We start from the raw sequence: 26,372 nt of genomic DNA, 5'->3' as shown, positions 1-26,372 counted from the left end.
TCAGCAGAGCCTGAGAAAAGGGGGCACCGCCGATCGGCGGTGCCCCCTTTTCTCGTCATCGGGCGCGGCGATACTCCTGACGCGGACGGCCGGTTCCGCCGTATTGCAGTGACATCCGGAGCGCGCCGCAGTCGACCAGGGCTGCGAGATGGCGCCGAGCGGTCGCCGCGGAGACTCCCACTCGGGCCGACACGTCGTCGGCGAAGAGCACCGAGTCCGGGCCGAACAGGTCGAGTATGCGCTGCTCGGTCGGTGAGGGGTTGTCGTTGCGCTTGGCGGTGGCAGGCTTCCCGAAGCGCAGCGCTCCGAGCGCTGAGTCGACGGCAGACTGATCGACGTCCGCGGAGTCCAGTACACGGCGGTACTGGATGTATCCGGCGAGGCGGCGCGCGAGGTCGGCGTCGGCGAAGGGCTTGATCAGGTAGCTCAGCGCGCCGGCGCGCATCGCCGACCGGACAGCGGCTGAATCGGTCTCCGCGCCGACGACGAAGCAGTCGCGATCGAGTTCGCCGATCAGGTCGATCCCCGAGCCGTCCGGCAGGTACACGTCGAGCAGCACCAGTTCGATCTCAGGATGGTCGGCCAGTGCCGTACGCGCCGCCGCGATGGAGCCCGCGCGAGCGACCACGCGGAAGCCCTGCACCGCGGCGACGATCGCGGAGTGCAGGGCGGCGACCCGGAAGTCGTCGTCGACCACGAGCACCCCGTAGTCGGTCTCAGTCATCAGATTCATCCTCCGCTGTCTGCTCTGTGGTCTGCTCGGTCGCGATCACGCCGGGAAGGCCGGCCACCAGCACCGCGCCGTGACCTGATTCGCGGCCTCCGGGGTCCGCGACGCGCACTTCGCCGCCGATCCGTCGCGCCAACTGTCGCACGATCGACATCCCCATCCCGCGGCCGCCAGGGACCGCGCCTGTCTTGGTGGTGATCCCTTCGGCGAAGATCTGCTCGGGATCGGAGAAGGGGATGCCCGCGCCGGAGTCGGCGACGGTCACCCACAGCACCTCGCCGGGGCCGTCGTACGAGTCGGTGAGTATCTCGACCTCCACCTCAGCGTCGGTTGAGCCCGCGGCCGCCTCGATGGCGTTGTCGAGCAGGTTTCCGACCACGGCGGTGACGGTGACCGGATCGGTCAGGCTTCCGGTGACCCAGGTCTGGTCGCCGAGACGGAGGGAGACGCCGTGTTCGCGGGCGTGCGCCGCCTTTGCCTCGAGGAACGCGTGGAGGTGGGGTTCGGTGACGTTCTCGATGCCGTCGAGTCCGCCGCTCGCGCCGGTTCCGGTCAGTTCGTCGAGATAGTCGAGGGCGTCGTCGACATGCCCGTGCCGCAGGAGTCCAGCGAGCACGTGCATCCGATTCGCGGTCTCGTGTCGCTGGGCGCGGAGAGCAGTGCTCATCACCTGGATGGAGTCGTTCTCGCGCGCCAGTGCTTCGAAGTCGGTGCGGTCGATCACCGACACCACCATGCCGAGGTCCTGCCCTTCGGTGATGATGCGGTGCGACGAGACCAGGACGATCCGGTCGCCGACAGTGGCGGCGATGGGATCTGGCGTCGGAGTGGACAGGACTCGGCGAACCCGCGGCGTGAGGCCGATGCCGTCGACCGGGCGCCCCACCGGGTGGTGGAGGGACAGGAGTTCGCATGCGGTCTCGTTGGCCACACGCACCACGCCGGTCGCGTCGACGGCCAGCACGCCGTCCGACAAGGAGTGGAGTACGGCACCCTGGTTCCGGACGAGTTCGGCGAGTTGGTCGGGCTGCAATCCGAGGGTGAGGCGCTGCCAGCGCCGAGCGAGAAGGATCGATCCGATTGTGCCGATCGCCATGGCGCCGAGCGCGATCCAGACGGTGGTCAGGATGTCGCGGCGGGACTCGCCGGCGAGTTGACCGGTGGAGACGCCCACGCTCACCAATCCGATCACCTGTCCGCCGGCGCCACGGATGGGCACCTTGCCGCGGACGGATTCGCCGAGCGTGCCGCGGTCGGTCGTCAGGTCAGTCTCGCCGCTCAGAACGCGGTCGGCGTCGGTGGAGACGTGCTTGCCCAGCTCCACAGGGTCAGGATGGGCCAATCGCACGCCGTCGGCGTTCGCGATCACGATGAACAGTGCGGAGGTCGCGCGACGGACCGCTTCTGCCTGGCGCTGGACCGGTCCGTCGACCAAGTCTGTCGCCGGCAGCGACGTGCCCTGGTGGCTGCCGACGCCGGCGACCACGTCGGGGTCGACGGCGACGGTCTCGGCGATCGCGAGCGCCCGCTGCCCGTACTCTTCGCGAACCCGGTCGTCGGCCCCGGAGATCACCGCGCCGAAGCCGACGCCGAGGCTGACCGCGATGACGACCAACTGCAGCAGCAGCACCTGAGTTCGCAACCGCATGGCGACAGCCTAGTGTCGCGATACCGCGTGCCACCGGGTCACAGCGGGATCGCGCCGATCAATCCGCCGACGACGAGCATCGCGAGCGAGACCAGTGCGGCGCGCCAGAGGACCTGCTTGTGATGGTCGGCGAGGCTCACTCCGGCGAGAGCGACCAGCAGCAGGATCGCCGGGACCAGCGGGCTCTGCATGTGGAAGGGCTGGCCGGTGATCGACGCCCGAGCCATCTCGGTCGGATCGATGCCGTATTCGGCCGCGGTCTTCGACAGAACCGGCAGCACGCCGAAGTAGAACGCATCGTTGCTCATCAGGAAGGTGAGCGGGATCGACAGGACGCCGATCACCACGGCCATATGCGGTCCCATCCAGGAGGGGATGCCGTCCGCGAGCCACCGAGCGATCGCGTCGACCATTCCGGTGCCGCTGAACACGCCGGTGAGCACGGCGGCCGCCAGTACCATGGCGACTACCGAGACGATGCTCGAACTGTGCCGGGTGATCGCCTCCTGCTGATCCTTCAGATGCGGGAAGTTCACTGCGAGGGCGATCGCGGCCGCGATCATGAAGAGAACCGGGATCGCGATGATGTCGGCGCCGAGCACGGCCAGCAGCGCCACCGTCAGCGCCGCGTTGACCCAGAACAGCTTGGGACGAAGAGTGGTCCGGGTGGGATCGAGGACGCCGGTGAGCGCCGAGTCTCCGTCGTTCGCGTCGTCCGAACCCCACGAGGAATCGGCTGCCGGCGTTCCGACAGCTTCGGCGGCGGTGATCGAGGCAGAGCCGCCGGTAGGCATGTCGTCGCGTCCGGCCCCGCGCGATGAGGCGAGCACCGATTCCCGGATCTCGATCCGCCCGATGCGGCGGCGCTCCAGCACACCGAGGTGGAATGCGAACGCGAAGACCACCAGCATGCCCGCCGCCAGCGCCGGAAGCATCGGCAGGAACACCGCGTTCGTATCGATCTTGAGGGCGGTCGCGGCGCGGGCGGTGGGGCCGCCCCAAGGCAGGATGTTCATCGTGCCGTTCGCGAGACCGGCGACCACGGTGAGCACGACCGGGGAGACGCCGAGCTTCAAGTACAGCGGGAGCAGCGCGGCGGTGGTGATGATGAAGGTCGTCGATCCGTCACCGTCGAGGGAGACGACGGCTGCGAGAGCCGCCGTGCCGACCACCAGGCGAGCGGGATCGTTGCGTACCAGTCGGACGATGAAGCGCACGATGGGGTCGAAGAGCCCGACGTCGATCATGAGTCCGAAGAAGATGATCGCGAAGAACAGCATCGCGGCGGTGGGGGCGAGGTCGGCGATGCCGTCCTTGATCATGTCGCTGACCCCGAGTCCGGCACCGGCGAACAGGGCGAACGCGACCGGGACGAGAATGAGCGCGACCACCGGTGTCGCGCGTTTGGTGATGATCAGGAACATGAAGGTGGCGACCATCGCCAACCCGAGCGCTACCAACATTGCGTGCTCCTTCGTGCCGTGAAGTTCCGGAAGGTCGTGTGACCCGCCACTTGAGCACTCTGGTCGTAACGTGAATCACAGTCGAGGTTGTGTGCGTTAGTCGCCTTTCGCGCATTGTGCGCAGGGCCCGTACAGCGCCGGCGTCGAACGCGTGGGCCTGTGGACAGCGGCCTGGGAGACGTCACGGTGCCCCGATAGCCTGTGACTCATGCGCGACGACAAACTGCTCACCCGGATCGGCGGTCTCCTGCGGCAGGCGGAGGGCACGGACAACGAGCACGAGGCGGAGGCGTTCATGGCGGCCGCTCAGCGGCTCGCGACGGCGGCCTCGATCGATCTCGCGATGGCCCGGGCGCACGATCCCGCAGCCAGGAAGGCCGCCGCGCCGATCACCCGGCAGATCGAGATCGGCAAGGCGGGCAAGCGGGGACTGCGGACATACGTGCAGTTGTTCGTGCAGATCGCACAGGCCAATGATGTGACATGCGACGTGGCGTCCAATTCCACCTTCGTGATCGCTTACGGCTTCGAGACCGACATCGACGCCTGCGAGGCGCTGTACACGTCGCTGGTGATTCAGATGGTGGCCGCGAGCGATGCGTACCTGAAGTCGGGGGCGTACAAGGGGGAGACTGCCAGGCAGATGGTCACCAAGACCGCGGGCTACCGCCGTCGACGTGTGGTCGAGGAGAAGGCGCTCTCGCCGATCACCGCCCGGCTCAACTTCCAATCGGCGTTCGCGGCACGGATCGGCACCCGGCTCCGCGCGGCGCGCGACGAACAGCAGCGGGAGACGGTGCGCATCGAGACCGAGAGCGGCCCGGCGCGCTCGGTCTCCTCGGCGGTCGCGCTGCGGGACAAACAATTGGAGATCAAGGACTTCTACCGCTCCGAATCGAAGGCCCGCGGAACGTGGCGTGCGAGCAGTGCCACGGCCGGGTACTCTTCGGCCGCGCGCCAGGCCGGCGACCGTGCCGGCCGGCGCGCGCGCATCGGCGCCGACCGGGAGTTCGGTGCGCCGCGCGGCGCGCTCGAATCGTGAGCCGCGACCAGACGCGCCGACGGCTGTACGACGCCGAGCGCCTGGTGTTGCGGATGTTCGAGCGGGCGGGCGGCGCGCATACGGTGCAGCTCGCCGGCACCGAACTGACGTTGCCCGCGGAGGCGAGGTTCGGCTCGGTGGACGACGTCTCCGCGTACGCCCGGCGCGTTCTGGCCCTGCCGTCGGTTCGGGCGGAGTTCACTCGGGCGATCGTCCCGGTCCGGGTTCGGACGAGACGAGGCGAACGTGCCGCGCACTACGAGCGGGCGACCGCGACCATCGCCGTCCCGGACTCGGCCGGCGGTCGCTGGGCACTGCGGGAACTCGTCGTCCTGCACGAGTTGGCGCATCACTTGGACGAGGTGGGCGCTCCGGCCCATGGTCCGGCGTTCGTCGGAGCTCTGATCGGGCTCGTCGAGCGGGTCCTCGGGCCCGAGGCAGCGTTGGTCTACCGCGTCGTCTTCGGCGACAGCGGACTGTCGGCGCGCTAACCCCGCTGCGCGGTCGCGGCGACGATCGGCACCGGGGCGGCACCGAGCTCGCCGTCGGTCTGGAAGGTCAGGTAGCTGGGCTTCGCCGGGTCCAGGACCAGCTGCTGACGGCGCCCGCGGGCCTTGATCAGGTCGGGGACGATCGTCAGATAGCGCGGCAGGCTCGCCGCGTACACGTCCACCCGCAGACGGTGGCCCGGGGCCAGGACCGCGTCCGTGGGCACGAGGTCGACGTCGATGCGGACCGGCTCGTCCGCGGGAACGGGCAGCCGGCGTGACCGCGTCAGGTAGTGGTACGCGTCGAGCAGCACGCCGTCGTCGGTGTAGGTGGACCGCGACGGGTCGAGCGCGCGGTTGGAGGCTGTGAGTGCGCCGTTGGTCAGCACGGTCGACGTCCCGTCGGGTGCGACGTCGTTGACCGTCACGGCCCAGATCCCCTCGTGCGCCGTCGTGGAGACGTTCAGACGCAGATTCATCTCGCCGGAGACCTGCGTCGGCCGGTCGACCGGCTCGCTGGTGAACGACAGGGCCGCCTCCTCCTGGAAGCGGGCATCGGTCGCGAAGCTGTCGCCGAGCACGATGGCCGCGCCCGCGGTCACCTGCGCGAGATCGCGGGAGACGAATCCGCGCAAGCTCGGCCGGATCCGCAGGGAGCGGCGCCGGGAGGCCGGTGAACTGCGCAGCGTGCCGTCGTGTTGCGCGTGCAGTGCGGTTCCGGTGGGCCCCTCGGTCAGGAACAGGCGCCGCGGTGCCACCTCCTGCCGGGGGAACGACGGTCCGCACGACCACGCGCCGCCCTGCTGTTCCAGGGTCACCGGTCCGTAGGCGTCGACTCCGTTCTCGACGCCCTTGAGCCAGCGGTCGAACCACGCCCGCTGGAGGACGTCGAGGCGGGGCGGTGCGAACGGGCGCTCGTGACCGAACCCCGGGTCGAGGTGGTAGCCGTCGGCGATGAGCGCCTGCTTGCGTCCGGGCTCCATCTGCAGCTTGGAGTAGACGCGCGTGGCACTGCGGCCGAAGAGATCGTGCCAGCCGCCGACCGTGAACGTGGGACACACGATGTTCTCGATCGCGGGATCGCGCTCGGCGAAGTACGGATCGTCGAAGATCCGGTCGTCTCGAGCGGTCAGGAAGCCCCACATCAGCGACGGCATCTCCGTGGCCGGAGACTTCACGCGCGCCGACAGCCACCGGTACGCGTCGCCGCGCAGCACGTCGGCGACGGCGGTGGCCGGGTTCGGCAGCCACTTGAGCCCGTTGACCAGTGCCAGCCACAGCGGGATGAAGGCCGACGGCATACCGCCGGTGATGTAGATGTCGCGGACCACGTCCTCGCTGCCCTCGACGGCGAAGACGGCTTTGAGTTCCTCGGGGCGGTGTCCCGCCGTCTGCAGGGAGTTGATGGCCGAATACGACCATCCGGTCATCCCGACGCCGTCGGCGTACCAGTCCTGAGCGCTGATCCAGTCGATCACCTCGAGGCTGTCCTGCTGTTCGCGGGAGCCGAGGATCTGCCATTTGCCGTGCGAGGTTCCCGTTCCCCGGACGTCCACCAGGACCTGTACGTACCCGGCGCGCACCAGATTCCGGTTGATGCCGAAGACGTCCCACAGCCCCTTGGAGAAGGTGCGCGTGATGCGCGTGGCGCCGGCGAGCGGCCCCTCGTCGGCGACCATCATCGCGCTGGCGGTCTGGACGGTCTTGCCGATCACGGGAGCGTGCAGTGCGTGGTCGAGCCCGTCCAGCACTGCCCGGTTATAGGGATTCATGTTGAGGATCGCCGGCAGGGGAGTGCGGATCGGCTGACCGAACCGATTCGCCGGCCGGACGAGCGTGGCGCGCAGGGTGACCCCGTCGCTCATGGTGAGACGAATGCTGCGGTCGATGTGAACGCGCGGATAGGGCTTCGGCCCGTCGACGGCTCGACGCCATTCGAGGCCGGCGACTCCGCCGGCGGCATCGCGGTAGTCGGGTGCCGGGATCAGAGCCGGACGTTCCTGCGGGACTGCGAATCCGCTCTGCCCCTCGGCCAGGCCGCCCAGGTCGTACTGAAGCGTCATTCTCACGTCCCCCCTTTGCATTCGTCACAGTGCGGGCTGGAGTCGGCCCGAGCGCATCGGTGTGGCGTGAGTCACGCGGGCGTCCTCCCTAATCTAAAACGATGCACAGCCAGATCGTTAATCCGGGGTTGCCGAACCGGTGTGCTCGCTTGACCCGATCGTGACCGAGACAGCCGCCTCGAGCAGGATTCCGGCCGAGATCTGAACGGAGAGATCCCGTTCGGGGACGCTCGACGACTTGACTGCGCCGCCGATCCTCTGCGCCGCGGCGCCGGTCGCGTCCGGCAGACGCGCCGGCCTGTGCCAGTCCGGTCCGAAGACCGGCAGTCCCTGCGGGTCGGTGGCGCGGTTGTCCCACGCGGCCTGTGCCGCGGTGAGGACCAGTCCCGCCGCCGCTGAACGCAGTTCGCCGGCGCCCGCCGCCTCACGGGGAAGGTCTGTCGCGACCAGTGCGAGATAGCGGGCGAGGATGCCGGCGAAGAGGCCGCCGTCCCCGCCGCCGGCGCCGCGAATCACACCGTCGACGGTCATGCGGTCGCCGACTGCTCGCAGGATCCGGTCGATACGGTCCAGGTGCACGGGTGAACCGGTGAGGCGAAAGGCCTCGGTCTCGGCACCGAGGGCGACGCCCTGGCAGTAGGTGAAGACCGTTGAGTCCAGCTCACGCGTGCCGTCCGGCCGGGACCACACGCCGTCGGCGATCAATCCCGACGGCAGGCGCAGTTCGCGTTCGATCCAATCGGCCATCTCCACGGCACGGTCGGGTCGGCCGGTGCGGGCCAGCAGAATCGCGGCCGGACCGTTGGCGGGGGTGTTGAAGAACGAGTCGGTGGTCCGCCAGGGGATTCCGCCGCCGAGTTCGGGTGACCACGCGTCGTGCATCCGGTCCCGCAGCGTGTGCAGCGCCCGGCGGTGCGATGCGCCCGCGGTGTCGTGCAGATGGCGACCGGCGCGTTCGAGAGCCAGGCCCAGCCACGCCATGTCGTCGTAGTAGGCATTGGTCCAGTGCGCGACGTTCCGCACCCAGATCCCGCGCAGCAGCGCCGCGGCGTCGTCGGCGCAGCGCCGGTCCTCCCGGTGGACGGCGCCGTCGACGAGCAGGTCCACCAGATGGGCCTGCCACCAGTAGTTCCATGACGCTGTCAGGCGCTCGCGCGAGAGCGGTCGTCCGGGCATCGGCCAGGCGACCCGGCCGATGCGGGTGAACGGCAGCCAGCCGCCGACCCGGCGCAGGTGGCGAGCGGCGATCGCGGATTGTGCGGCGGCGGCTCGGTCCTGTGCCTGCACCTCGGCCGATTTGGAATCGGGGCTCATGCCGGTTAGCCTATTAGCCGGTGCAATGAGTCCGACGAGGTCGGACACTTTGCGTCAGTTCAACCAGAGACCGTTGGTTGTCGGAAGTGTTTCCGATCGAAGGCCCGATGCGAGTCGGCGGCCCACGCAGGATGAACGTGGTGAGACCATCTCACGGCCTTTGTGCCGTGCTATGCGCGCCCCGTGCCTCCTGCCCGGGGCGTTTTTCATTTCTCGCGGACCCCTCGTCGAGCGCCCCCGCCTCCCACCGCATTCTCTGGACAGAGGTGCCCCGGTACGCCGGGGCACGACGAATGTGACACGAGAGGAGGCGAAGTATGGCTAAGGCTGACAAGGTCTCTGCAGTTGCAGAGATCACCGAGCAGTTCAACGGTTCCACCGCTGCTGTGATCACGGAGTACCGCGGACTGACGGTGCCGCAGCTCCAGGAGCTGCGTCGCTCGCTCGGCGAAGGCGCTACCTACTCCGTCGCCAAGAACACCCTCGTCAAGCGCGCCGCTGCTGAGGCGGGCCTCGAGGGTCTCGACGACCTGTTCTCCGGTCCGACCGCGATCGCCTTCATCGAAGGTGAGCCGGTTGTGGCCGCCAAGGCGATCAAGACGTTCGCCAAGGACAACAAGAACCTGGTCATCAAGGGCGGCTTCATGGACGGCCGTGCGCTGTCCGTGGCGGAGATCGAGCAGATCGCCGACCTGGAGACCCGTGAGGTCCTGCTGGCAAAGCTGGCGGGCGCCATGAAGGGCAACTTGGCAAAGGCCGCAGGGCTGTTCACCCAGCCCGCATCGCAGGTCGCGCGGCTCGCCGCGGCCCTGCAGGAGAAGCAGGAAGCCGGCGGCGAAGCCGCGTAGCTCACTGCACTCTCCACTTCGGCTCCGGCCGATCACCCATGAACCAGCCTGCGACGCAGGCGCCCCCGTTCCGGCGGGGATCTAACGGAAGGACGCCATCATGGCGAAGCTCACCGCTGACGAGCTCATCGAGCAGTTCAAGGAACTGACCCTGCTGGAGCTCAGCGATTTCGTGAAGAAGTTCGAAGAGGTCTTCGAGGTCACCGCTGCCGCTCCGGTCGCCGTCGCCGCCGCCGGTGCTCCGGCCGCCGCTGCCGAGGCCGCTGCCGAGCAGGACGAGTTCGACGTCGTTCTCGAGTCGGCCGGCGACAAGAAGATCCAGGTCATCAAGGTCGTCCGCGAGGTCGTCTCGGGCCTGGGCCTGAAGGAGGCCAAGGATCTCGTCGAGGGTGCCCCGAAGGCTCTCCTGGAGAAGGTCAGCAAGGAAGACGCCGAGGCTGCCAAGGCCAAGCTCGAAGAGGCCGGCGCTTCGATCTCGCTCAAGTGATCTGATCGACGATCACGAGATCGCCGCATAGGCGATCGCCGAGGCGGGGCTCGCAGGGATACCTGCGAGCCCCGCTTTCGTCGTTCTCTCAGGCGGTTGTCGAGACGGCCGAAGCGACCGCCGGAGCGGCCGCTGAACGACCCCAGGGCGGGTGGTCTTCGCCCGAGGCGGGCGCCGGGGCCGGGCCGACATCGCGGGCCACTGAGGGGCCGCTGGGCACACTTTCCGCTGGTGTGACGGGTATCTCGCTTCAGATCGGCGTTCGCTTTGGACCACGCCGCTTCTTTGGGTATTCTCAGGCCACCAAGATGTTACTAGCGGGTACAGCAACTTCGGAGCAGAGTTCGGCTCCCGACTCCGAAGTGTGACTTGAACCTCTGGTGCGTTAGAGTGACCGCAGCCACAGCCGTCCCAGGTCGGTGGCTGCGAAGACTCTGTAGGGGGAGCGAGGCGCCTCGCCTCACCTACGTGGTACCTAGAAAGGTTTGGAGGAACACTGTGGGTGTTGAGGTCAAGGTCGAGGGACTGACGAAGTCGTTCGGCTCACAGAACATCTGGCGAGACGTCTCGCTGACGCTGCCCGCCGGAGAGGTCAACGCCCTGCTCGGTCCGTCCGGTACCGGTAAATCGGTCTTCCTCAAGACGCTGATCGGCCTGCTGCATCCCGAGCAGGGCTCGGTCGTCATCGACGGCACCGACATCACCGAGTGCTCCGCCAAGGAACTCTACGAGATCCGCAAGCTGTTCGGTGTCCTATTCCAGGACGGCGCCCTGTTCGGCTCGATGACGCTCTACGACAACATCGCCTTCCCGCTTCGTGAACACACGAAGAAGAAGGAAGACGAGATCCGCCGCATCGTAATGGAGAAGGTGGAGCTGGTCGGTCTCGCGGGCGCCGAGGGCAAGCTTCCCGGTGAGATCTCGGGCGGTATGCGCAAGCGCGCCGGCCTGGCCCGCGCACTGGTCCTGGACCCGGAGATCATCCTCTGCGACGAGCCGGACTCGGGCCTCGACCCGGTGCGAACCGCATACATCTCGCAGCTGCTGATCGACATCAACGCCGAGATCGACGCCACGATCCTCATCGTCACGCACAACATCAACATCGCCCGCACCATTCCGGACAACATCGGCATGCTGTTCCGCAAGGAACTCGTCATGTTCGGCCCGCGCGAGCAGCTGCTCACCTCGGAGCAGCCGGTGGTCAAGCAGTTCCTCTCCGGCGACCGGTTCGGTCCCATCGGCATGTCCGAGGAGAAGGACGAGGCGGTCGCGGCGGCGGAGGCGGCAATGCAGGCCGCGGGTATCTCCGGCGGCGGCACCAAGGACGACTTCTCCGAGATCATCGCGCAGGTGCAGCCGAACCCCGGCATGCCGGTGCGCAAGGCGGCCATCCGCCACCGCGCGAACGTGCTGGCCATGCTGCCCTCGCTGCCGGAGAACGCTCAGGCCGCGATCCGCGCGTCGATCGCCGAGGAGGACGAGCGCGCCGCGCAGTCCCCCGAGTCCGTTGCGACGCTCGTGGCCCTCGCCAACACCGACTTCAGCGACCCCGCGGCAGTACAGGCCGCGCAGGACCAGGCTGACACCCAGGTGATCGAACGTCCGACCGACGTTCTCGCCACCGCGGCTGACGATGCTCAGACGCAACCGATCGATACCGCTGCGATCGAGACCGCCGTCAACCAGTCTGATGGACAGGGGAGTACCCAGGCATGACGAGTGCCACCTCGCGTGGCGTCGACAAACTGGCGAAGGCCGGTGAGGGCGCGCTTGCCCAAACCGGCAATATCGTCCAGTTGTTCGTCGACGTCGCCCGCCAGCTTTTCGTGCGGCCTTTCCAGTTGCGCGAATTCATTCAGCAGGCCTGGTTCATCGCCAGCGTCACGATTCTGCCGACCGCGCTCATCGCGATTCCGTTCGGCGCCATCGTCTCGCTGCAGACCGGCTCGCTGATCAAGCAGCTCGGCGCCGAGTCGTACACGGGTGCGGCGTCGGTGCTCGTCGTCGTGCAGCAGGGATCGCCGCTGGTGACCTCGCTGCTCGTCGCGGGAGCCGCTGGCTCGGCGGTCGCGGCCGATCTCGGCTCACGGACCATCCGTGAGGAGATCGACGCCATGGAGGTGCTCGGCATCAACCCGGTCCAGCGGCTGGTGGTGCCGCGCGTGCTGGCGATGGTGCTCGTCGCAGTCCTGCTCAACGGCCTCGTCGCCGTGGTCGGCATCGGCGGTGGCTACTTCTTCAACGTGGTCGTGCAGGGCGGTACGCCGGGTGCGTACCTCGCCTCGTTCGGCGCGCTCGCTCAGTTGCCCGACCTATACATCTCGACGCTGAAGGCAGTGATCTTCGGTGTGATCGCGGGTGTGGTCGCGGCCTACAAGGGCCTCAATCCGAAGGGCGGCCCGAAGGGCGTCGGTGACGCGGTGAACCAGTCCGTCGTCGTGACCTTCCTGCTGCTGTTCTTCGCCAACCTGATCATTACTGCGGTCTTCCTGCAGATCGTTCCGCCGAAGGTAGGTTAGTGATGACTCGTGGTGTGACGATCGCCAAGAGCCGGCCGGAGTACCTGCTCTACGAGACCCGCAAGCAGCTCGGGCGTCCGCTCAAGCTCCTCGACGGCGCCGGCGAACAGATGTCGTTCTATGCGCGCACGCTCGCTTGGATCCCGCGGACCCTGGTGCACTACACCCGAGAGGTGATGCGCCTGCTGGCCGAGGTCGCCTTCGGTTCGGGAGGTCTGGCCGTCATCGGCGGCACGATCGGCGTGATGGTCCTGATGTCGGGATTCACCGGCGTCGTGGTCGGTATGCAGGGCTACGCGGCCCTCGACCAGATCGGTTCGCAGGCACTGACCGGCTTCTTGTCGGCGTACGTGAACACCCGTGAGGTGGCACCCCTGGTGGCCGGTCTCGCATTGTCGGCGACGGTCGGCTGCGGTTTCACCGCTCAGCTCGGCGCAATGCGGATCTCCGAGGAGATCGACGCGCTCGAGGTGATGGCAGTGCCGTCGATTCCATTCCTCGTCAGCTCCCGGGTCATCGCCGGCTTCATCGCAGTGATCCCGCTGTACGTGCTCGGCCTGATGGCCGCCTACCTCGCCTCGCGCGTGGTGAACACGGTCTTCAACGGTCAGTCGACCGGTTCGTACGACCACTACTTCAATCTGTTCCTGCCACCCGTCGACGTCCTGTGGTCGTTCGGCAAGGTGCTGATATTCGCGTTCGTCATCATCATGATCCACTGCTACTACGGCTACTTCGCCAGCGGCGGGCCCGCCGGCGTGGGTGTGGCCGTCGGTCACGCCGTGCGAACGGCGCTGGTGCTGATCGCGGTGATGGACTTCTTCCTGGGCCTGGCGATCTGGGGTACGACCACGTCGATCCGAGTGGGAGGTTAGGAAACGTGGGGACGCTCAAACGCAGGCTCCTGGGCCTGTTGTTCTTCGTCGTCGTCATCGGTCTGCTGGCGGTCTCGGTGCTCAAGTTCCGGGGGACGTTCGACGACTATTCGACGGTGACGCTGCGTACGGACAACGCGGGCAACTCGCTGGTCAAGAACGCCGACGTGAAGGCCAACGGGGTGGTCGTCGGCTCGGTGCGCAATGTGGACGTGGAGCCCGGCGGCAAGGTCAACGTCGAACTCGGCATCAATCCCGACCAGATGCACAATCTCCCCGACGGCACCACGGCCCGGGTGCTCCCGAAGACACTGTTCGGTGAGCGGTACATCGCTCTGCAAATCCCGGAGAGCTCGGACGGCGGCACGCTGAAGGACGGATCGGTGATCCTGACCGACCCGAAGGGCAACTCGCAGGAGGTCGAGGATCTCTTCGACGCGCTGCTCCCGGTCATCAAGGCGATCCCGCCGGAGGACCTCAACGTGACGCTGAGCGCGATCTCGCAGGCGATCGGCGGCAAGGGCCACCAGATCGGCGAGATCGTCGATCGGCTCAACACGATCTTCACGCGGGTCAACGCGAACATGACCGATCTGCAGGGCACCATCCGCGGACTGGCGTCGTTCTCGCAGACCTACTCCGAAGCGGTGCCGGACATCATCGACGCGCTCGACAACCTGCGCATCACCGGTAACACCGTGGTGGAGCGGCAGGGCGATCTTCGGTCGACCATCCAGACGCTGAGCGTGGCCGCGGTGGACACGACCAAGTTCCTCAAGGCCAACAAGAAGGACATGCTGAACCTGTTCATCGACTCCGAGCCCTTCCTGAAGGCTGCGGCGCGCCAGTCGCCGACCTTCGGCTGCATGTTCCACAACTTCGCCACGATCGTCCCGAAGGTGGGCCCGATCGTCGGCAAGGGCACCGCCAACCCCGGCGTCCACGTGAACCTGCAGTTCGTGAACCCGCGCGGCCGGTACCTGCCCAACCAGGACGAGCCCCGGCTGCTGTGGGTGGATCCGCCCGCCCGCTGCTACGAGCCCGCAACCAACGGCCGCCCGTTCCCGCAGTACCCCGGCGGCGGTGTTCCCGACGGCTCGTACCAGCCGCCGTCGCGTAACCCGGGTCCCAAGACCTGGCCGGATCTGCCTCAGCCGCAGTTCAGCGGCACGCCGAGCGGCACCGTGTCGGAGACCGACTACCAGCGCCAGATGCAGGTGCTCTACGGGGCGTCGTCGGGTGTGAGCCCGGAGCAGGTGCCGCTGTGGGTGACCTCCATCGGTGCCGGATCGCTGCAGGGAGCGCAGGTGACCGTCAAATGAGAGGCGTCGTCGCACCCCTGGTGAAGCTGATCATCTTCGCCCTCATCACGATCTTCGCCACCGCGATGCTCGGTCTGACCATCGCCAACGCCGGCTCCGGCGGCAAGGCGAGCTTCAAAGCCGTGTTCGACGACGCGGCCATGCTGAACCCCGGCGACGATGTCCGCATCGCGGGCGTCCGCGTCGGCCAGGTCGAGAGCGTGGAGATCACCGACCGCAACAAGGCGCTCGTAGGATTCAGCGCCGACCGTGATCGGCTGCCCAAGGGCACCCAGCTGTTCATCCGGTACCGCAACCTGACGGGACTGCGTTACATGGCGCTGGAGAAGGGGCCCGGATCGGCGAACGACACCGTCGGCGCCGGATACACCTTCACCAACTCGCCCACGCATCAGAGCACGCACGACGCGGTGAACCTGACCGAGCTGTTCAACGGTTTCCGTCCGCTGTTCAAGCAGATCACCCCGGAGGACATCAACAAGCTCGCCGAGACCATGATCAAGGTCTTCCAGGGCGACATGGACACCACCATCGGCGACCTGATCAGCGACACCGCCGGACTCACCAACGCCCTGGCCGACAAGGACAAGGTGATCGGAGAGATGATCACCAACCTGACCAAGGTGCTCAACACGGTGAACCGGAACGACGACCAGTTCACCAGCCTCCTGGTGAACACCGAGAAGCTCATCACCGGGCTCGCGGCTCAGCGCGGGTCGGTGGGATCGGCGATCACGTCGGTGTCGAACCTGACCACGGTGACCGGTTCGATCCTGAGCAAGACGCGACCGGCCATCCAGGGCGACATCGCGGGGATCAAGTCGCTGTCGGACCAGCTGAACTCGCGCGACGACGACATCGAGAAGGCGCTGACCAACCTTCCGGTCAAGCTGCAGAAGATCGGCCGGGCCGCGACCTTCGGCTCCTGGTTCCAGTTCTATCTGTGCGGCATCGACGTCGTCGCGGGCAACGGTAAGTCCACCCTGCTGACGCAGCCGGTGGTGCCGCTGCCGAACATCAACCACGTCCTCTACACCAGCGCCGCCACGCGATGCTGGCGCGACATGAAGCCCGGGGGGTGAGCATGACCGACCGACAGAACACACCCGACGGGCAGCCGGAAGTTCCGACGACGCCTAAGAAGAGCCGACGGTTCGCCGGCCGACGGAGTGCGACGAGCATCGGCGCACTCGGTCTGCTGATCCTGATCATGGCCGCGGTGTCGTCCTTCTACCTGAAGGACCTGCCGCTGCTGGGCGCGGGCGCGCGCTACACCGCGCAGTTCTCCGAGGCCGCCGGGCTCAAGGCGGGCAACGAGGTCCGTGTCGCCGGCGTCAAGGTGGGCGAGGTGACCGAGGTCGCGCTCGACAACGACAAGGTCGACGTCACCTTCACCGCGAACAACACCTGGATCGGCAACCAGACGCAGGCGTCTATCCAGATCAAGACGGTGCTCGGCCAGAAGTACCTGGCGCTGAACCCGCGCGGCAGCGAACTGGCCGACCCCCGGGTCAAGCTCACCGACACGGTCGCGCCGTACGACGTCATCGAGGCCTTCGGTGACGCGGCCGATCAGATCGAGAACGTCGACACCGACGAGGTCGCGAAGTCGCTGCGGACGCTGTCGGCCGCCTTCTCCGGCACCAACGCCGACGACATCAACTCGTCGTTGACCGGCATCTCGCGGCTGTCGAACACGATCGCGAGCCGCGACCAGGAGGTGCAGCGGCTGCTGAAGGCGACCAAGGACGCCTCCAAGATCCTCGCGGACCGGAACGAGGAGTTCACCCGGCTGATCGCCGGCACCGGCGTCCTGCTCAAGGAACTGAACAACCGGCAGAAGAGCATCTCGGCTCTGCTCGCGAGCACCACCACCCTTAGCAAGTCGCTCAGCGGCATCGTGAAGGACAACGAGGCGCAGATCGGTCCCGCACTCGATTCCCTCAAGGGCGTGACCGACATGCTGACCAGGCAGAACAAGAATCTGCGCGACACGATCACGTACATGGCGCCGTTCTACCGCGTCTACGCGAACGTGCTCGGCAACGGTCGCTGGTTCGAGGCGACGGTCACCAACCTGCTGCCGCCCGCACTGCCGCAGCAGAACACGACCAGGCTGCCGAACATGACTAAGAATCTGAACAACGGTGGAACGGGGGCCGGCGGATGACGGAGTCAGGTCAGACCTCCGGTCTGTTCAACAAGCGCAACATCGTCTACGGCGCACTCGGTCTGGTGCTCGTCCTCATCATCGCCGCAGGCGGCTGGTGGGCGTCGACCCTGATCGGCACCACCAAGGTGCACGCCACGTTCACCAGCGCGGTGGGCATCTACAAGGGCAGTGACGTCCGGGTGCTCGGCGTCGACGTCGGCAAGGTCACCGACGTGACCCCGCGCGGCGACGTGGTCGAGGTCGACATGCGGGTGAACCGCGGTGTGAAGCTCCCGGCCGATGTCAAGGCCGTGCAGATCATCCCGTCGATCGTCGCCGACCGCTACGTGCAGCTCACCCCCGCCTACTCCGGCGGGGCGCAGGCGGGAAGCGACGTGACGCTGTCGACCAAGCAGACCAAGGTGCCAGTGGAGATCGACGCGATCTACGCCAACCTTCAGAAGCTGTCGAAGTCGCTCGGACCCGAGGGCGCGAATCAGAACGGTGCCGTCACGGACTTCGTGGACGTCTTCTCGAAGAATCTGGACGGCAACGGCGCGAAGCTGGGCGAGGCGATCACGAACCTGTCCAAGGCCGCGGGAACGCTGTCCGACGGCAGCACCGACCTGATGAGCACGATCCGCAACCTGAACGTCTTCGTGGGTGCGCTGAAGGAGAACGACGCGCAGGTCCGGCAGTTCAACAGCCAGATGGCCTCGTTCAACACCTTCCTGGCCGGCGAGCGCGACCAGCTGGGCAAGGCGCTCGACAGCCTGTCGTACGCGCTGGGCGATGTCGCGACGTTCATCTCCGACAACAACGACAAGATCGGTCAGGCCGTCCGCGACCTGCAGCCGACGGGTCAGGCGCTGCTGGACAACAAGGATCACCTGCTCGAGATCCTCACCGTCCTGCCGGTCACGATCAGCAACCTGATCAACGCCTACGACGCGGAGTCGGGCACCGTCGCGATGCGCGTCAACATCCCGGAGTTGCAGGACCCGCTGGCCGCCGGCTGCCGGTTGCTCGACTTGGGCAAGCTGCTGCCCGGCAATCCGATGGCCGTCGACTTCAGCCGCAAGCTCGCGCCGCTGGTCAACAACTGCAAGAACGTCGCCACGCAGATCACGAAGGGCGTTCTGGAACCGGTGCTGCCGGTGCTGCCCTTCGGAATCATGAGCGGTGACAAGGAGCAGAAGAACCCGGCACCGGGTACCGTCCCGGGCAATCCGGACCCGAGTCTTCCTGGAGGACAGCGATGAAGGTGAAACTGTCGACGCGAGCCCGCGTCGCCGGTATGGGTGCCGCACTCGCGACCGTTCTCGCGGTGACCACCGGTTGCTCCGGTATCCAGTCGGTACCTCTGCCGGGCGGTGTGGACGTGGGGTCGAACCCGCGGACCTACAAGGTGGTGTTCAACAACATCCTGGACCTGGTCCCGCAGTCGGTCGTGAAGATGGACGGCATTCCGGTCGGCCAGGTCACCAAGGTGGAGGTGCCCACCGGTGCCTGGGATGCGCTGGTGACGATCAAGGTCAAGAACAGCGTCGATCTCTCCGACGAGGCCTCGGCCTCGGTTCAGCAGACCAACCTGCTCGGCGAGAAGTTCGTGGCGCTGTCCGAGCCGCAGGGCGTGACAGCGCAGACGCCGCGTCAGCCCGAGTCGGAACCCATCCAATCGGACCGCACCCGCACCGTCACCGATATCGAGCAGTTGCTCGGCGCACTGTCGATGCTGCTCAACGGCGGCGGCATCAACCAGCTCGAGCCGATCATCACCTCACTGAACGAGGCGCTCGGCGACCGGCCGAACACGGTGCGCTCGCTGCTGAAGCAGTCGGAGAAGTTGATCGACAGCCTCAACAAGCAGCGCGACGACATCATCAGCGCGATCGACGGCGTCAGCAAGCTGTCGGCGCGTGCCAATCAGCAGACGGCTCAGATCGAGCGGATCCTGAACCAACTGCCTGCGGGTGTGAAGGTGCTCGAGGAGCAGCGCCCGCAGTTCGTTGACCTGCTCACCAAGCTCGACGATCTGGGCCAGGTCGGCACCGACATCCTCGGCAAGGCGCACGATCAGATCATCACCGACCTGAAGGCGCTGCGCCCGATCCTGTCGGAGCTCGCGAAGTCGGCACAGGACGCGGTCACCGCGTTGCCGCTGATGCTGACCCATCCCTTCCCGGACGATCTGCTGCCCGGTGTGCACGGCGACTCGACCAACCTGTTCGCGACCCTCGACCTCCGGCTGCTGAATCAGCTCGAAGCGCTCGGCGTGGGACAGGGCAAGCCGGTGTACCAGGCGCCGACCGTCAGCCCGCCGAAGATCGACCCGAACAACCCGTACATCAACGGCAACGGACCCCGCTGGGGCTGGCCGACGATCTCGCTGCTTCCGCCGGCGGCCAACTCGCGGAAGGGTCCGAACACTCCTCCGTCGGGTGGCACGTACCCGATGAATCCGTCGTCGGGGACCGCCCAGAGCAAGTCGGGCCAGAAGAACTCGGTGCAGAAGAAGCCGTCGGACAAGAAGGCTCAGTACTCGCCGATGCCGTCGGGAGACGAGAACTTCCTGGACGGGCCGCTGCGGATGCTCGGAGGTGGTGACCAGTGACCAGTCGTCTCGTCAAGATTCAGCTGATCGTCTTCGTGGTGATCGGTGTGCTGGCGATCGTCTACGTCGGTGCCAAGTACGCCCGGCTCGACAAGCTGGTCGGCGTCTCCACCTACAAGGTGACCCTGCACATGCCCGACGCGAGCGGCATCTTCACCAACGCGGAGGTGACCTATCGGGGAGTGCCGGTGGGTCTGGTCGGTGACATGAAGATGGTGCCGAACGGCGTGGACGTGACGCTGGACATGAACTCCGGCGCACCCAAGGTCCCCGCCTCGGCTCAGGCGGTGCTGGCGAACCGATCGGCGATCGGTGAGCAGTTCATCGACCTGCAGCCCAAGACGAGCGCGGGGCCCTACCTGGAGAACGGATCGCGCATCCAGGGCGCCGAGACGCCCCCGAAGCTGCAGGACGTCATCGCCGACACGATCAGCCTCACCAAGACCATTCCGGTCGATCAGCTGAGCAGTGTGATCCGGGAACTCGGCACGGCGTTCAACGGCAAGGGCGAGGACCTCACGCACTTGATCTCGTCACTGGACAAGCTGTCGAAGGACGGCGTCCGGAACATCGAACCGATCACGCAGCTGCTGCAGAACTCCAATGTGGTGCTGTCGACGCAGGCCGACCAGTCCGACGAGATCCTCGCATGGTCGAAGAATCTCGACCGGGTCTCCGCCCAGCTGGTGAGTTCGGATCCGGCGATCCGCCGCATTCTGACGAACGGCCCGCCGGCGGGCACCGCGCTCTCGACCTTCCTGCAGGACAACGGTGCGGATACCACCAAGCTGATCCATCAGCTCGGCGGAACCGTTCACGCGGCGGCGCCGGCGTCGTTCGCCACCGGTGCCACCTTCGCGATGCTGTCGGCATTGTCGGCGGGCAGCCACAGCGCCGCTCCCGGCGACGGCCAGATCCACTTCGGCATCGTTCTGGAGACCGGCAACCCGGTGAGCTGCACCAAGGGCTACGAGAGCACGTGGGCGATGATCGCCGAGATGAAGAAGCGCAACCCGAACTTCGACGTCAATTACGACGATTTCCCGTTCAACACGAAGGCCAACTGCAACGTGCCCGAAGGGAACCCCACGTCGGTCCGCGGTGCCAACCGCGCCGCGCTGGCGAATCCGTACATCGCACAGCCGTGGGACAACACGCCGAAGAAGGATCCGGACAAGTTGAACCTGAATCCGCTCGCGACCCAGCTGGCCGCTCTGATGGGTGTGCATCCGAAGTGACGCCCGGCCGATCCGTCGCCGTCTCCGCGGCGGCGACGGATTGGCACGGCGTGCCTCGCGATGACTACAGTTGCGCTCGATGACACACGAAGACACCAGCCAGCCGCAGGACGAACCGGTGGACGCCGCGACGTCCGCCGAGCCTCCCGTCGCGTCCGAATCCGCTGAGGCGGACACCGTCGAGGTGAAGTCCGCTGAGGCAGAGACCGCTGAGGTGGAGACCGCTGAGGCAGACGTCGACGATGCTGCTGCGGACGACGCTGCCGAGGACGACGCAGCCGCGCCGAAGCGTTCCCTGCGGTTCTGGTCCCGGTGGTCCAGCGGCACCGAGGAGGCCGACACCGACGACGCGTCCGCGCGGTCGCCCATCGCCTCCTTGGCACTGGCTGCCGCCGTCGCGGCACTCATCGCTGCGGTGGTGTGTCTCGGATACTTCGGCTACACGGGGATCCGCGCATACACGGTCGACTCGGAGGCCGATCAGCTCCGCAACGAGTCGGTCGATGCGGCCGAGCAGGCCGTCCTCAACATCACCGCGGTGGACCCCAAGGACACCGCGGGCTGGAAGAAGCGTCTGGAGTCGTCGCTCACCGGAGATGCCCTCAAGCAGGTGAACACCGGCGTCGTGGCCGACGTCGAGCAGCGTGTCGCGGCCTCCGGGGGACAGGTCGGCAAACTCGAGTCGCGTATCACGCGCAGCGCCACCACGGAGCTGAGCACCGACGACGACACCGCCACCGTTCTGGTGTTCGCGAACGTCGCATCGACGATCCCCAATCAGCCCGTCGCGCAGCAACAGATGGGCTTCCTCCTGACGATGGTCGACGTCGACGGTGTGCGTAAGGCGACCAAGGTGGTCGCGCTGAACCCGATCGACTACACCGACACCGGCTCCGGGGTGTCGACCGCGCCCGGCCAGGGCACCGCGGACCAGTCGCAGGACTCGCAGCCGCAGGAGGGTGGAAACTGATGGCCGGCGGACGTCCGAACAAGCCCGGATCCGGAAAGCGGACACCGAAGGTCGCGGGCCGCGCGGCGCCGCGCGTCACGGTATCGAGGCCGGTGCAGGCCGACACAGACGCGCAGATGCAGCACTCGACGGTCCCTACCGAGCCCGTCGACACCGCCGGAACCACCGTGTCCGGCGTGGAGCGCAAGCGCCAGGTGGCCGCGGAGAAGGCGGCCCGGGAAGAGGCCGCCGCCGCTGCCCTGAACCAGGGGCGCCCCCCGCGCGACACCTCGTCGACACTCCGGCTCGCGGCGATCACCGGGGCCGTCGCCGTCGTACTCGGCGTCATCGCCACCGTCCTCGCATTCCACCCCGGTGTCACCGTGAGCGACAACCGTGCGTTCGTCGACCAGCGCGAGACCGACAAGGTGCTCAGCCAGGCGCGGGCCGGCGCGTGCGCGCCCTTCCAGTTCGACTACAAGAAGCTCGACCAGTGGGCCGCGTCCACCCGCGACACCTTCACCGGTGGAGCGCTCGACCAGTTCGAGACCTTCTTGAAGACGAACCGCAGTGTCATCGAACAGTCCAAGACGGCGTCGGAGTGCCAGATCGACGCTCTCGGCCTGTCGGACCTCACCGATGAGCGCGCGGTGGTGGTCGGCACACTGATCGTGAGCACCTCGCGAGACGGCGTGATCGCCGACTCCCAGGTGCCGCATGTCCAGTACACCTTGACCAAGGACGATGGCGGGAATTGGAAGATCAGCGAAGTCGGACAGTTCTGATCGAGGGCGCTGAACAGGCTTTTCTGACCGATTCGGCGCGTTTCGCTTGACGTGACAGCCTCGGCACGTCACGCTGTCACAAGTTGATTGTCTCCAGGTAGGCAGCCGTCGACAATCATTCTCCGGCAGGGGTATACCCATTGCCATAGATATCTGATACAGTTGGACGTTGCGCTGGCTGCCTCCTGTCCGCTGATCGATCATCCTTCCAGCCCTCCCTCCGGGGACGGTTCTCGGGTGTGATGTTTGTGCAGGTCGCACGACCACCGCAGGCCACCATGGCCACGCACCGAGAAACTTCGTGTTGGAAGGACGCATCTTGGCACTCGACCGCCAGTCCACCTCAACCACAGCGGGAATCATCCCGGGCGCGCCGCACCGCGCTTCCTTCGCCAAGATCGACGAGCCGCTCGAGGTTCCGGGTCTGCTGGATCTGCAGCTCGACTCGTTCGAATGGCTTGTGGGTACGCCCGAGTGGCGCGCAAAGGCGATTGCACGGGGTGAGGAGAACCCGGTCGGCGGACTCGAGGAAGTCCTCCGCGAACTCTCGCCGATCGAAGACTTCTCGTCCTCGATGTCGCTGTCGTTCTCTGATCCGCACTTCGACGAGGTCAAGGCCTCGATCGATGAGTGCAAGGACAAGGACATGACCTACGCGGCGCCGTTGTTCGTCACCGCGGAGTTCATCAACAACAACACCGGTGAGATCAAGTCGCAGACCGTCTTCATGGGCGACTTCCCGATCATGACCGACAAGGGCAGCTTCATCATCAACGGCACCGAGCGTGTCGTGGTGAGCCAGCTGGTCCGCAGCCCCGGTGTCTACTTCGACTCCACGATCGACAAGACCACCGAGAAGACGCTGCACTCGGTGAAGGTGATCCCGGGCCGCGGCGCCTGGTTGGAGTTCGACGTCGACAAGCGCGACACCGTGGGTGTCCGCATCGACCGCAAGCGTCGTCAGCCGGTCACCATCCTGCTCAAGGCACTCGGCATGACCAACGAGGACATCGCCGAACGCTTCGGCTTCTCCGAGATCATGATGTCGACCCTGGAGAAGGACGCGACCACCAATCAGGACGAGGCCCTGCTCGAGGTCTACCGCAAGCTGCGTCCGGGTGAGCCCCCGACCAAGGAGTCCGCGGAGAGCCTGCTGGAGAACCTGTTCTTCAAGGAGAAGCGCTACGACCTCGCTCGCGTCGGCCGCTACAAGATCAACAAGAAGCTCGGCCTCACGGCGAACCCGATGGTCGGCGAATCCACGCTGACCACCGAGGACATCATCGCCACGGTCGAGTACCTGGTGCGCCTGCACGAGGCCGACCCCAACATCACCACCATGATGACCGTCCCGGGCGGCGTCGAGGTGCCGGTCGAGGTCGACGACATCGACCACTTCGGCAACCGCCGGCTCCGCACCGTGGGTGAGCTGATCCAGAACCAGATCCGCGTGGGCCTGTCGCGTATGGAGCGGGTGGTGCGTGAGCGCATGACCACCCAGGACGCCGAGGCGATCACCCCGCAGACGCTGATCAACATCCGCCCCGTGGTCGCGGCCATCAAGGAGTTCTTCGGAACCAGCCAGCTGTCGCAGTTCATGGACCAGAACAACCCGCTGTCGGGGCTGACGCACAAGCGTCGTCTCTCGGCGCTGGGTCCGGGCGGTCTGTCGCGTGAGCGCGCCGGCCTCGAGGTCCGCGACGTGCACCCCTCGCACTACGGCCGCATGTGCCCGATCGAGACCCCCGAGGGTCCGAACATCGGTCTGATCGGTTCGCTCTCGGTGTACGCGCGGGTGAATCCGTTCGGCTTCATCGAGACCCCGTACCGCAAGGTGGTCGACGGTGTGCTGACCGACGAGATCGAGTACATGACCGCCGATGAGGAGGATCGCTACCTGATCGGTCAGGCCAACACCAACTACGACGCCGACGGCACCATCACCGACGAGCGTGTCCTGGTCCGCATCAAGGGCGCCGAGGTGGAGTTCGTTCCGGCCAAGTCGGTCGAGTACCTCGACGTGTCGCCGCGCCAGATGGTGTCGGTCGCCACCGCGATGATCCCGTTCCTCGAGCACGACGACGCCAACCGTGCGCTGATGGGCGCCAACATGCAGCGCCAGGCGGTGCCGCTGGTCCGCAGCGAGGCGCCGCTGGTCGGCACCGGCATGGAGCTGCGTGCGGCGGTCGACGCCGGCGACGTGATCGTCACCGGCAAGACCGGTGTCGTGGAGGAGGTCTCCGCCGACTTCATCACGGTGATGGCCGACGACGGAACGCGCGACAGCTACCGTCTGCGCAAGTTCGAGCGCAGCAACCACGGCACGTGCGCCAACCAGGTGCCGATCGTCGACGAGGGGCAGCGGGTGGAGGCCGGTCAGGTCCTGGCCGACGGCCCCTGCACCGACCAGGGCGAGATGGCGCTGGGCAAGAACCTGCTCGTGGCGATCATGCCGTGGGAGGGTCACAACTACGAGGACGCGATCATTCTGTCGCAGCGCCTCGTGGAAGAGGACGTGCTCACCTCGATTCACATCGAGGAGCACGAGATCGACGCCCGCGACACCAAGCTCGGTGCCGAGGAGATCACCCGGGACATCCCGAACGTCTCCGACGAGGTGCTGGCCGATCTCGACGAGCGCGGCATCGTCCGCATCGGTGCCGAGGTCCGCGACGGCGACATCCTGGTCGGCAAGGTCACGCCGAAGGGCGAGACCGAGCTCACCCCGGAGGAGCGCCTGCTGCGCGCGATCTTCGGTGAGAAGGCTCGCGAGGTCCGCGACACCTCGCTGAAGGTGCCGCACGGCGAGACCGGCAAGGTCATCGGTGTCCGCACGTTCAGCCGCGACGAGGACGACGACCTGGCGCCCGGCGTCAACGAGTTGGTCCGCGTCTACGTGGCGCAGAAGCGCAAGATCCAGGACGGCGACAAGCTGGCCGGCCGCCACGGCAACAAGGGCGTCATCGGCAAGATCCTCCCGCAGGAGGACATGCCGTTCCTGCCCGACGGCACCCCGGTCGACATCATCCTGAACACCCACGGTGTTCCGCGTCGTATGAACATCGGCCAGATCCTCGAGACCCACCTCGGCTGGGTGTCGAAGGCCGGCTGGGACATCGACACGGAGAAGCTCGAGGAGGAGTGGGCCAAGCGCCTGCCCGAGGCGATGCACTCGGCTCCGCCGAACACGAACACCGCGACCCCGGTGTTCGACGGTGCGAAGGACGACGAGCTCGCGGGTCTGCTCGGTTCCACCCTGCCGAACCGCGACGGTGAGGTCATGGTGGGTCCGGACGGCAAGGCGACGCTGTTCGACGGTCGTTCCGGCGAGCCCTTCCCGTACCCGGTCTCGGTCGGCTACATGTACATCATCAAGCTGCACCACCTGGTGGACGACAAGATCCACGCGCGTTCCACCGGTCCGTACTCGATGATCACCCAGCAGCCGCTCGGCGGTAAGGCCCAGTTCGGCGGCCAGCGCTTCGGTGAGATGGAGTGCTGGGCGATGCAGGCCTACGGCGCCGCCTACACCCTGCAGGAGCTGCTGACCATCAAGTCGGACGACGTCGTCGGCCGCGTGAAGGTGTACGAGGCCATCGTCAAGGGCGAGAACATCCCCGAGCCGGGCATCCCGGAGTCGTTCAAGGTGCTCCTGAAGGAGCTCCAGTCGCTGTGCCTCAACGTGGAGGTCCTCTCCAGCGAGGGCACCGCCATCGAGATGAGCGACACCGACGACGAGGACCTCGAGCGCGCTGCTGCCAACCTTGGCATCAACCTGTCGCGCAACGAGTCCGCCACGGTCGACGATCTCGCCAACTGATCCTCACCTGAC

Annotated in this window: 21 protein-coding genes; 16 read left to right on the top strand and 5 right to left on the bottom strand. The window is 66.7% G+C overall.

Annotated elements, in window-relative coordinates; genetic code table 11:
* Nucleotides 1-55 precede the first annotated feature (55 nt).
* The 3 genes from ABFX36_RS01545 to ABFX36_RS01535 are packed head-to-tail and all read right to left on the bottom strand — an operon-like array spanning nt 56 to nt 3,841.
* Nucleotides 56-724: a response regulator gene (locus tag ABFX36_RS01545; protein ID WP_039866639.1), complete on the bottom strand. Its 669-nt coding sequence runs from the start codon at nt 722-724 to the stop codon at nt 56-58.
* Nucleotides 717-2,378 (bottom strand): sensor histidine kinase, encoded by a 1,662-nt coding sequence (locus ABFX36_RS01540; protein WP_278126121.1) that lies wholly within the window; start codon nt 2,376-2,378, stop codon nt 717-719. The genes ABFX36_RS01545 and ABFX36_RS01540 overlap by 8 nt, the downstream gene beginning before the upstream one ends.
* Nucleotides 2,379-2,416: 38 nt before the next feature.
* Nucleotides 2,417-3,841 carry a CitMHS family transporter gene (locus ABFX36_RS01535; protein WP_045538059.1) on the bottom strand — a complete coding sequence of 475 codons (1,425 nt, stop codon included), beginning with the start codon at nt 3,839-3,841 and terminating at the stop codon, nt 2,417-2,419.
* Nucleotides 3,842-4,049: 208 nt separating this feature from the next.
* On the opposite strand from ABFX36_RS01535, the gene ABFX36_RS01530 reads away from it, so the two are divergent.
* Together ABFX36_RS01530 and ABFX36_RS01525 are read left to right on the top strand one after the other, a co-directional pair.
* On the top strand, nt 4,050-4,883 hold the full coding sequence (locus tag ABFX36_RS01530; protein ID WP_006894391.1) for a DUF2786 domain-containing protein: 834 nt from the start codon (nt 4,050-4,052) through the stop codon (nt 4,881-4,883).
* Nucleotides 4,877-5,374, top strand: a complete 498-nt coding sequence (locus ABFX36_RS01525) for a TIGR04338 family metallohydrolase (RefSeq protein ID WP_039866641.1) — start codon at nt 4,877-4,879, stop codon at nt 5,372-5,374. Before ABFX36_RS01530 ends, ABFX36_RS01525 begins: the two co-directional genes overlap by 7 nt.
* Here the strand turns inward: ABFX36_RS01525 and ABFX36_RS01520 are convergent.
* Nucleotides 5,371-7,434, bottom strand: a complete 2,064-nt coding sequence (locus ABFX36_RS01520; RefSeq protein WP_045536578.1) for a CocE/NonD family hydrolase — start codon at nt 7,432-7,434, stop codon at nt 5,371-5,373. The genes ABFX36_RS01525 and ABFX36_RS01520 overlap by 4 nt on opposite strands.
* A gap of 117 nt (nt 7,435-7,551) precedes the next feature.
* On the bottom strand, nt 7,552-8,748 hold the full coding sequence (locus tag ABFX36_RS01515; RefSeq protein WP_045536580.1) for a glycoside hydrolase family 76 protein: 1,197 nt from the start codon (nt 8,746-8,748) through the stop codon (nt 7,552-7,554).
* Nucleotides 8,749-9,065: 317 nt separating this feature from the next.
* Between ABFX36_RS01515 and rplJ the strand changes: the two genes are divergently transcribed.
* The 14 genes from rplJ to rpoB all read left to right on the top strand — a co-directional run bounded on the left by rplJ (nt 9,066) and on the right by rpoB (nt 26,360).
* Nucleotides 9,066-9,596 carry a 50S ribosomal protein L10 gene (gene rplJ / locus ABFX36_RS01510; RefSeq protein WP_006894397.1) on the top strand — a complete coding sequence of 177 codons (531 nt, stop codon included), beginning with the start codon at nt 9,066-9,068 and terminating at the stop codon, nt 9,594-9,596.
* Between the two features lie 100 nt (nt 9,597-9,696).
* A complete protein-coding gene (rplL, locus tag ABFX36_RS01505) occupies nt 9,697-10,083 on the top strand; it encodes a 50S ribosomal protein L7/L12 (protein ID WP_006894398.1) in 387 nt (128 codons plus the stop codon).
* A gap of 498 nt (nt 10,084-10,581) precedes the next feature.
* The gene (locus ABFX36_RS01500; protein ID WP_045536583.1) at nt 10,582-11,802 is read left to right on the top strand and encodes an ABC transporter ATP-binding protein; all 1,221 of its coding nucleotides are present in this window, start codon (nt 10,582-10,584) and stop codon (nt 11,800-11,802) included.
* On the top strand, nt 11,799-12,605 hold the full coding sequence (locus ABFX36_RS01495; protein WP_006894400.1) for an MlaE family ABC transporter permease: 807 nt from the start codon (nt 11,799-11,801) through the stop codon (nt 12,603-12,605). The genes ABFX36_RS01500 and ABFX36_RS01495 overlap by 4 nt, the downstream gene beginning before the upstream one ends.
* A 2-nt stretch (nt 12,606-12,607) precedes the next feature.
* Nucleotides 12,608-13,480 carry an MlaE family ABC transporter permease gene (locus ABFX36_RS01490; RefSeq protein WP_045536585.1) on the top strand — a complete coding sequence of 291 codons (873 nt, stop codon included), beginning with the start codon at nt 12,608-12,610 and terminating at the stop codon, nt 13,478-13,480.
* 5 nt (nt 13,481-13,485) lie between these two features.
* The gene (locus tag ABFX36_RS01485; protein ID WP_006894402.1) at nt 13,486-14,802 is read left to right on the top strand and encodes an MCE family protein; all 1,317 of its coding nucleotides are present in this window, start codon (nt 13,486-13,488) and stop codon (nt 14,800-14,802) included.
* Nucleotides 14,799-15,884, top strand: coding sequence for an MCE family protein (locus ABFX36_RS01480; RefSeq protein WP_006894403.1), 1,086 nt, complete (start codon nt 14,799-14,801; stop codon nt 15,882-15,884). The genes ABFX36_RS01485 and ABFX36_RS01480 overlap by 4 nt, the downstream gene beginning before the upstream one ends.
* A gap of 2 nt (nt 15,885-15,886) precedes the next feature.
* On the top strand, nt 15,887-16,972 hold the full coding sequence (locus tag ABFX36_RS01475) for an MlaD family protein (protein ID WP_346074728.1): 1,086 nt from the start codon (nt 15,887-15,889) through the stop codon (nt 16,970-16,972).
* Nucleotides 16,969-18,216, top strand: a complete 1,248-nt coding sequence (locus tag ABFX36_RS01470; RefSeq protein ID WP_006894405.1) for an MCE family protein — start codon at nt 16,969-16,971, stop codon at nt 18,214-18,216. The genes ABFX36_RS01475 and ABFX36_RS01470 overlap by 4 nt, the downstream gene beginning before the upstream one ends.
* Nucleotides 18,213-19,568, top strand: a complete 1,356-nt coding sequence (locus tag ABFX36_RS01465) for an MCE family protein (RefSeq protein ID WP_062367416.1) — start codon at nt 18,213-18,215, stop codon at nt 19,566-19,568. The genes ABFX36_RS01470 and ABFX36_RS01465 overlap by 4 nt, the downstream gene beginning before the upstream one ends.
* The gene (locus ABFX36_RS01460; RefSeq protein WP_006894407.1) at nt 19,565-20,806 is read left to right on the top strand and encodes an MCE family protein; all 1,242 of its coding nucleotides are present in this window, start codon (nt 19,565-19,567) and stop codon (nt 20,804-20,806) included. The genes ABFX36_RS01465 and ABFX36_RS01460 overlap by 4 nt, the downstream gene beginning before the upstream one ends.
* A gap of 79 nt (nt 20,807-20,885) precedes the next feature.
* Nucleotides 20,886-21,776 carry a hypothetical protein gene (locus ABFX36_RS01455; RefSeq protein WP_062367415.1) on the top strand — a complete coding sequence of 297 codons (891 nt, stop codon included), beginning with the start codon at nt 20,886-20,888 and terminating at the stop codon, nt 21,774-21,776.
* On the top strand, nt 21,776-22,540 hold the full coding sequence (locus ABFX36_RS01450) for a hypothetical protein (protein WP_346074727.1): 765 nt from the start codon (nt 21,776-21,778) through the stop codon (nt 22,538-22,540). Before ABFX36_RS01455 ends, ABFX36_RS01450 begins: the two co-directional genes overlap by 1 nt.
* 319 nt (nt 22,541-22,859) lie before the next feature.
* The gene (gene rpoB / locus ABFX36_RS01445; protein ID WP_346074726.1) at nt 22,860-26,360 is read left to right on the top strand and encodes a DNA-directed RNA polymerase subunit beta; all 3,501 of its coding nucleotides are present in this window, start codon (nt 22,860-22,862) and stop codon (nt 26,358-26,360) included.
* Nucleotides 26,361-26,372 lie beyond the last annotated feature (12 nt).

It is taken from the genome of Gordonia cholesterolivorans, from assembly GCF_039531975.1.
GTDB lineage: Bacteria > Actinomycetota > Actinomycetes > Mycobacteriales > Mycobacteriaceae > Gordonia > Gordonia sihwensis.
Note: the sequence above shows the minus strand (reverse complement) of the source record. Positions and strands in the feature narration are given on the sequence as shown.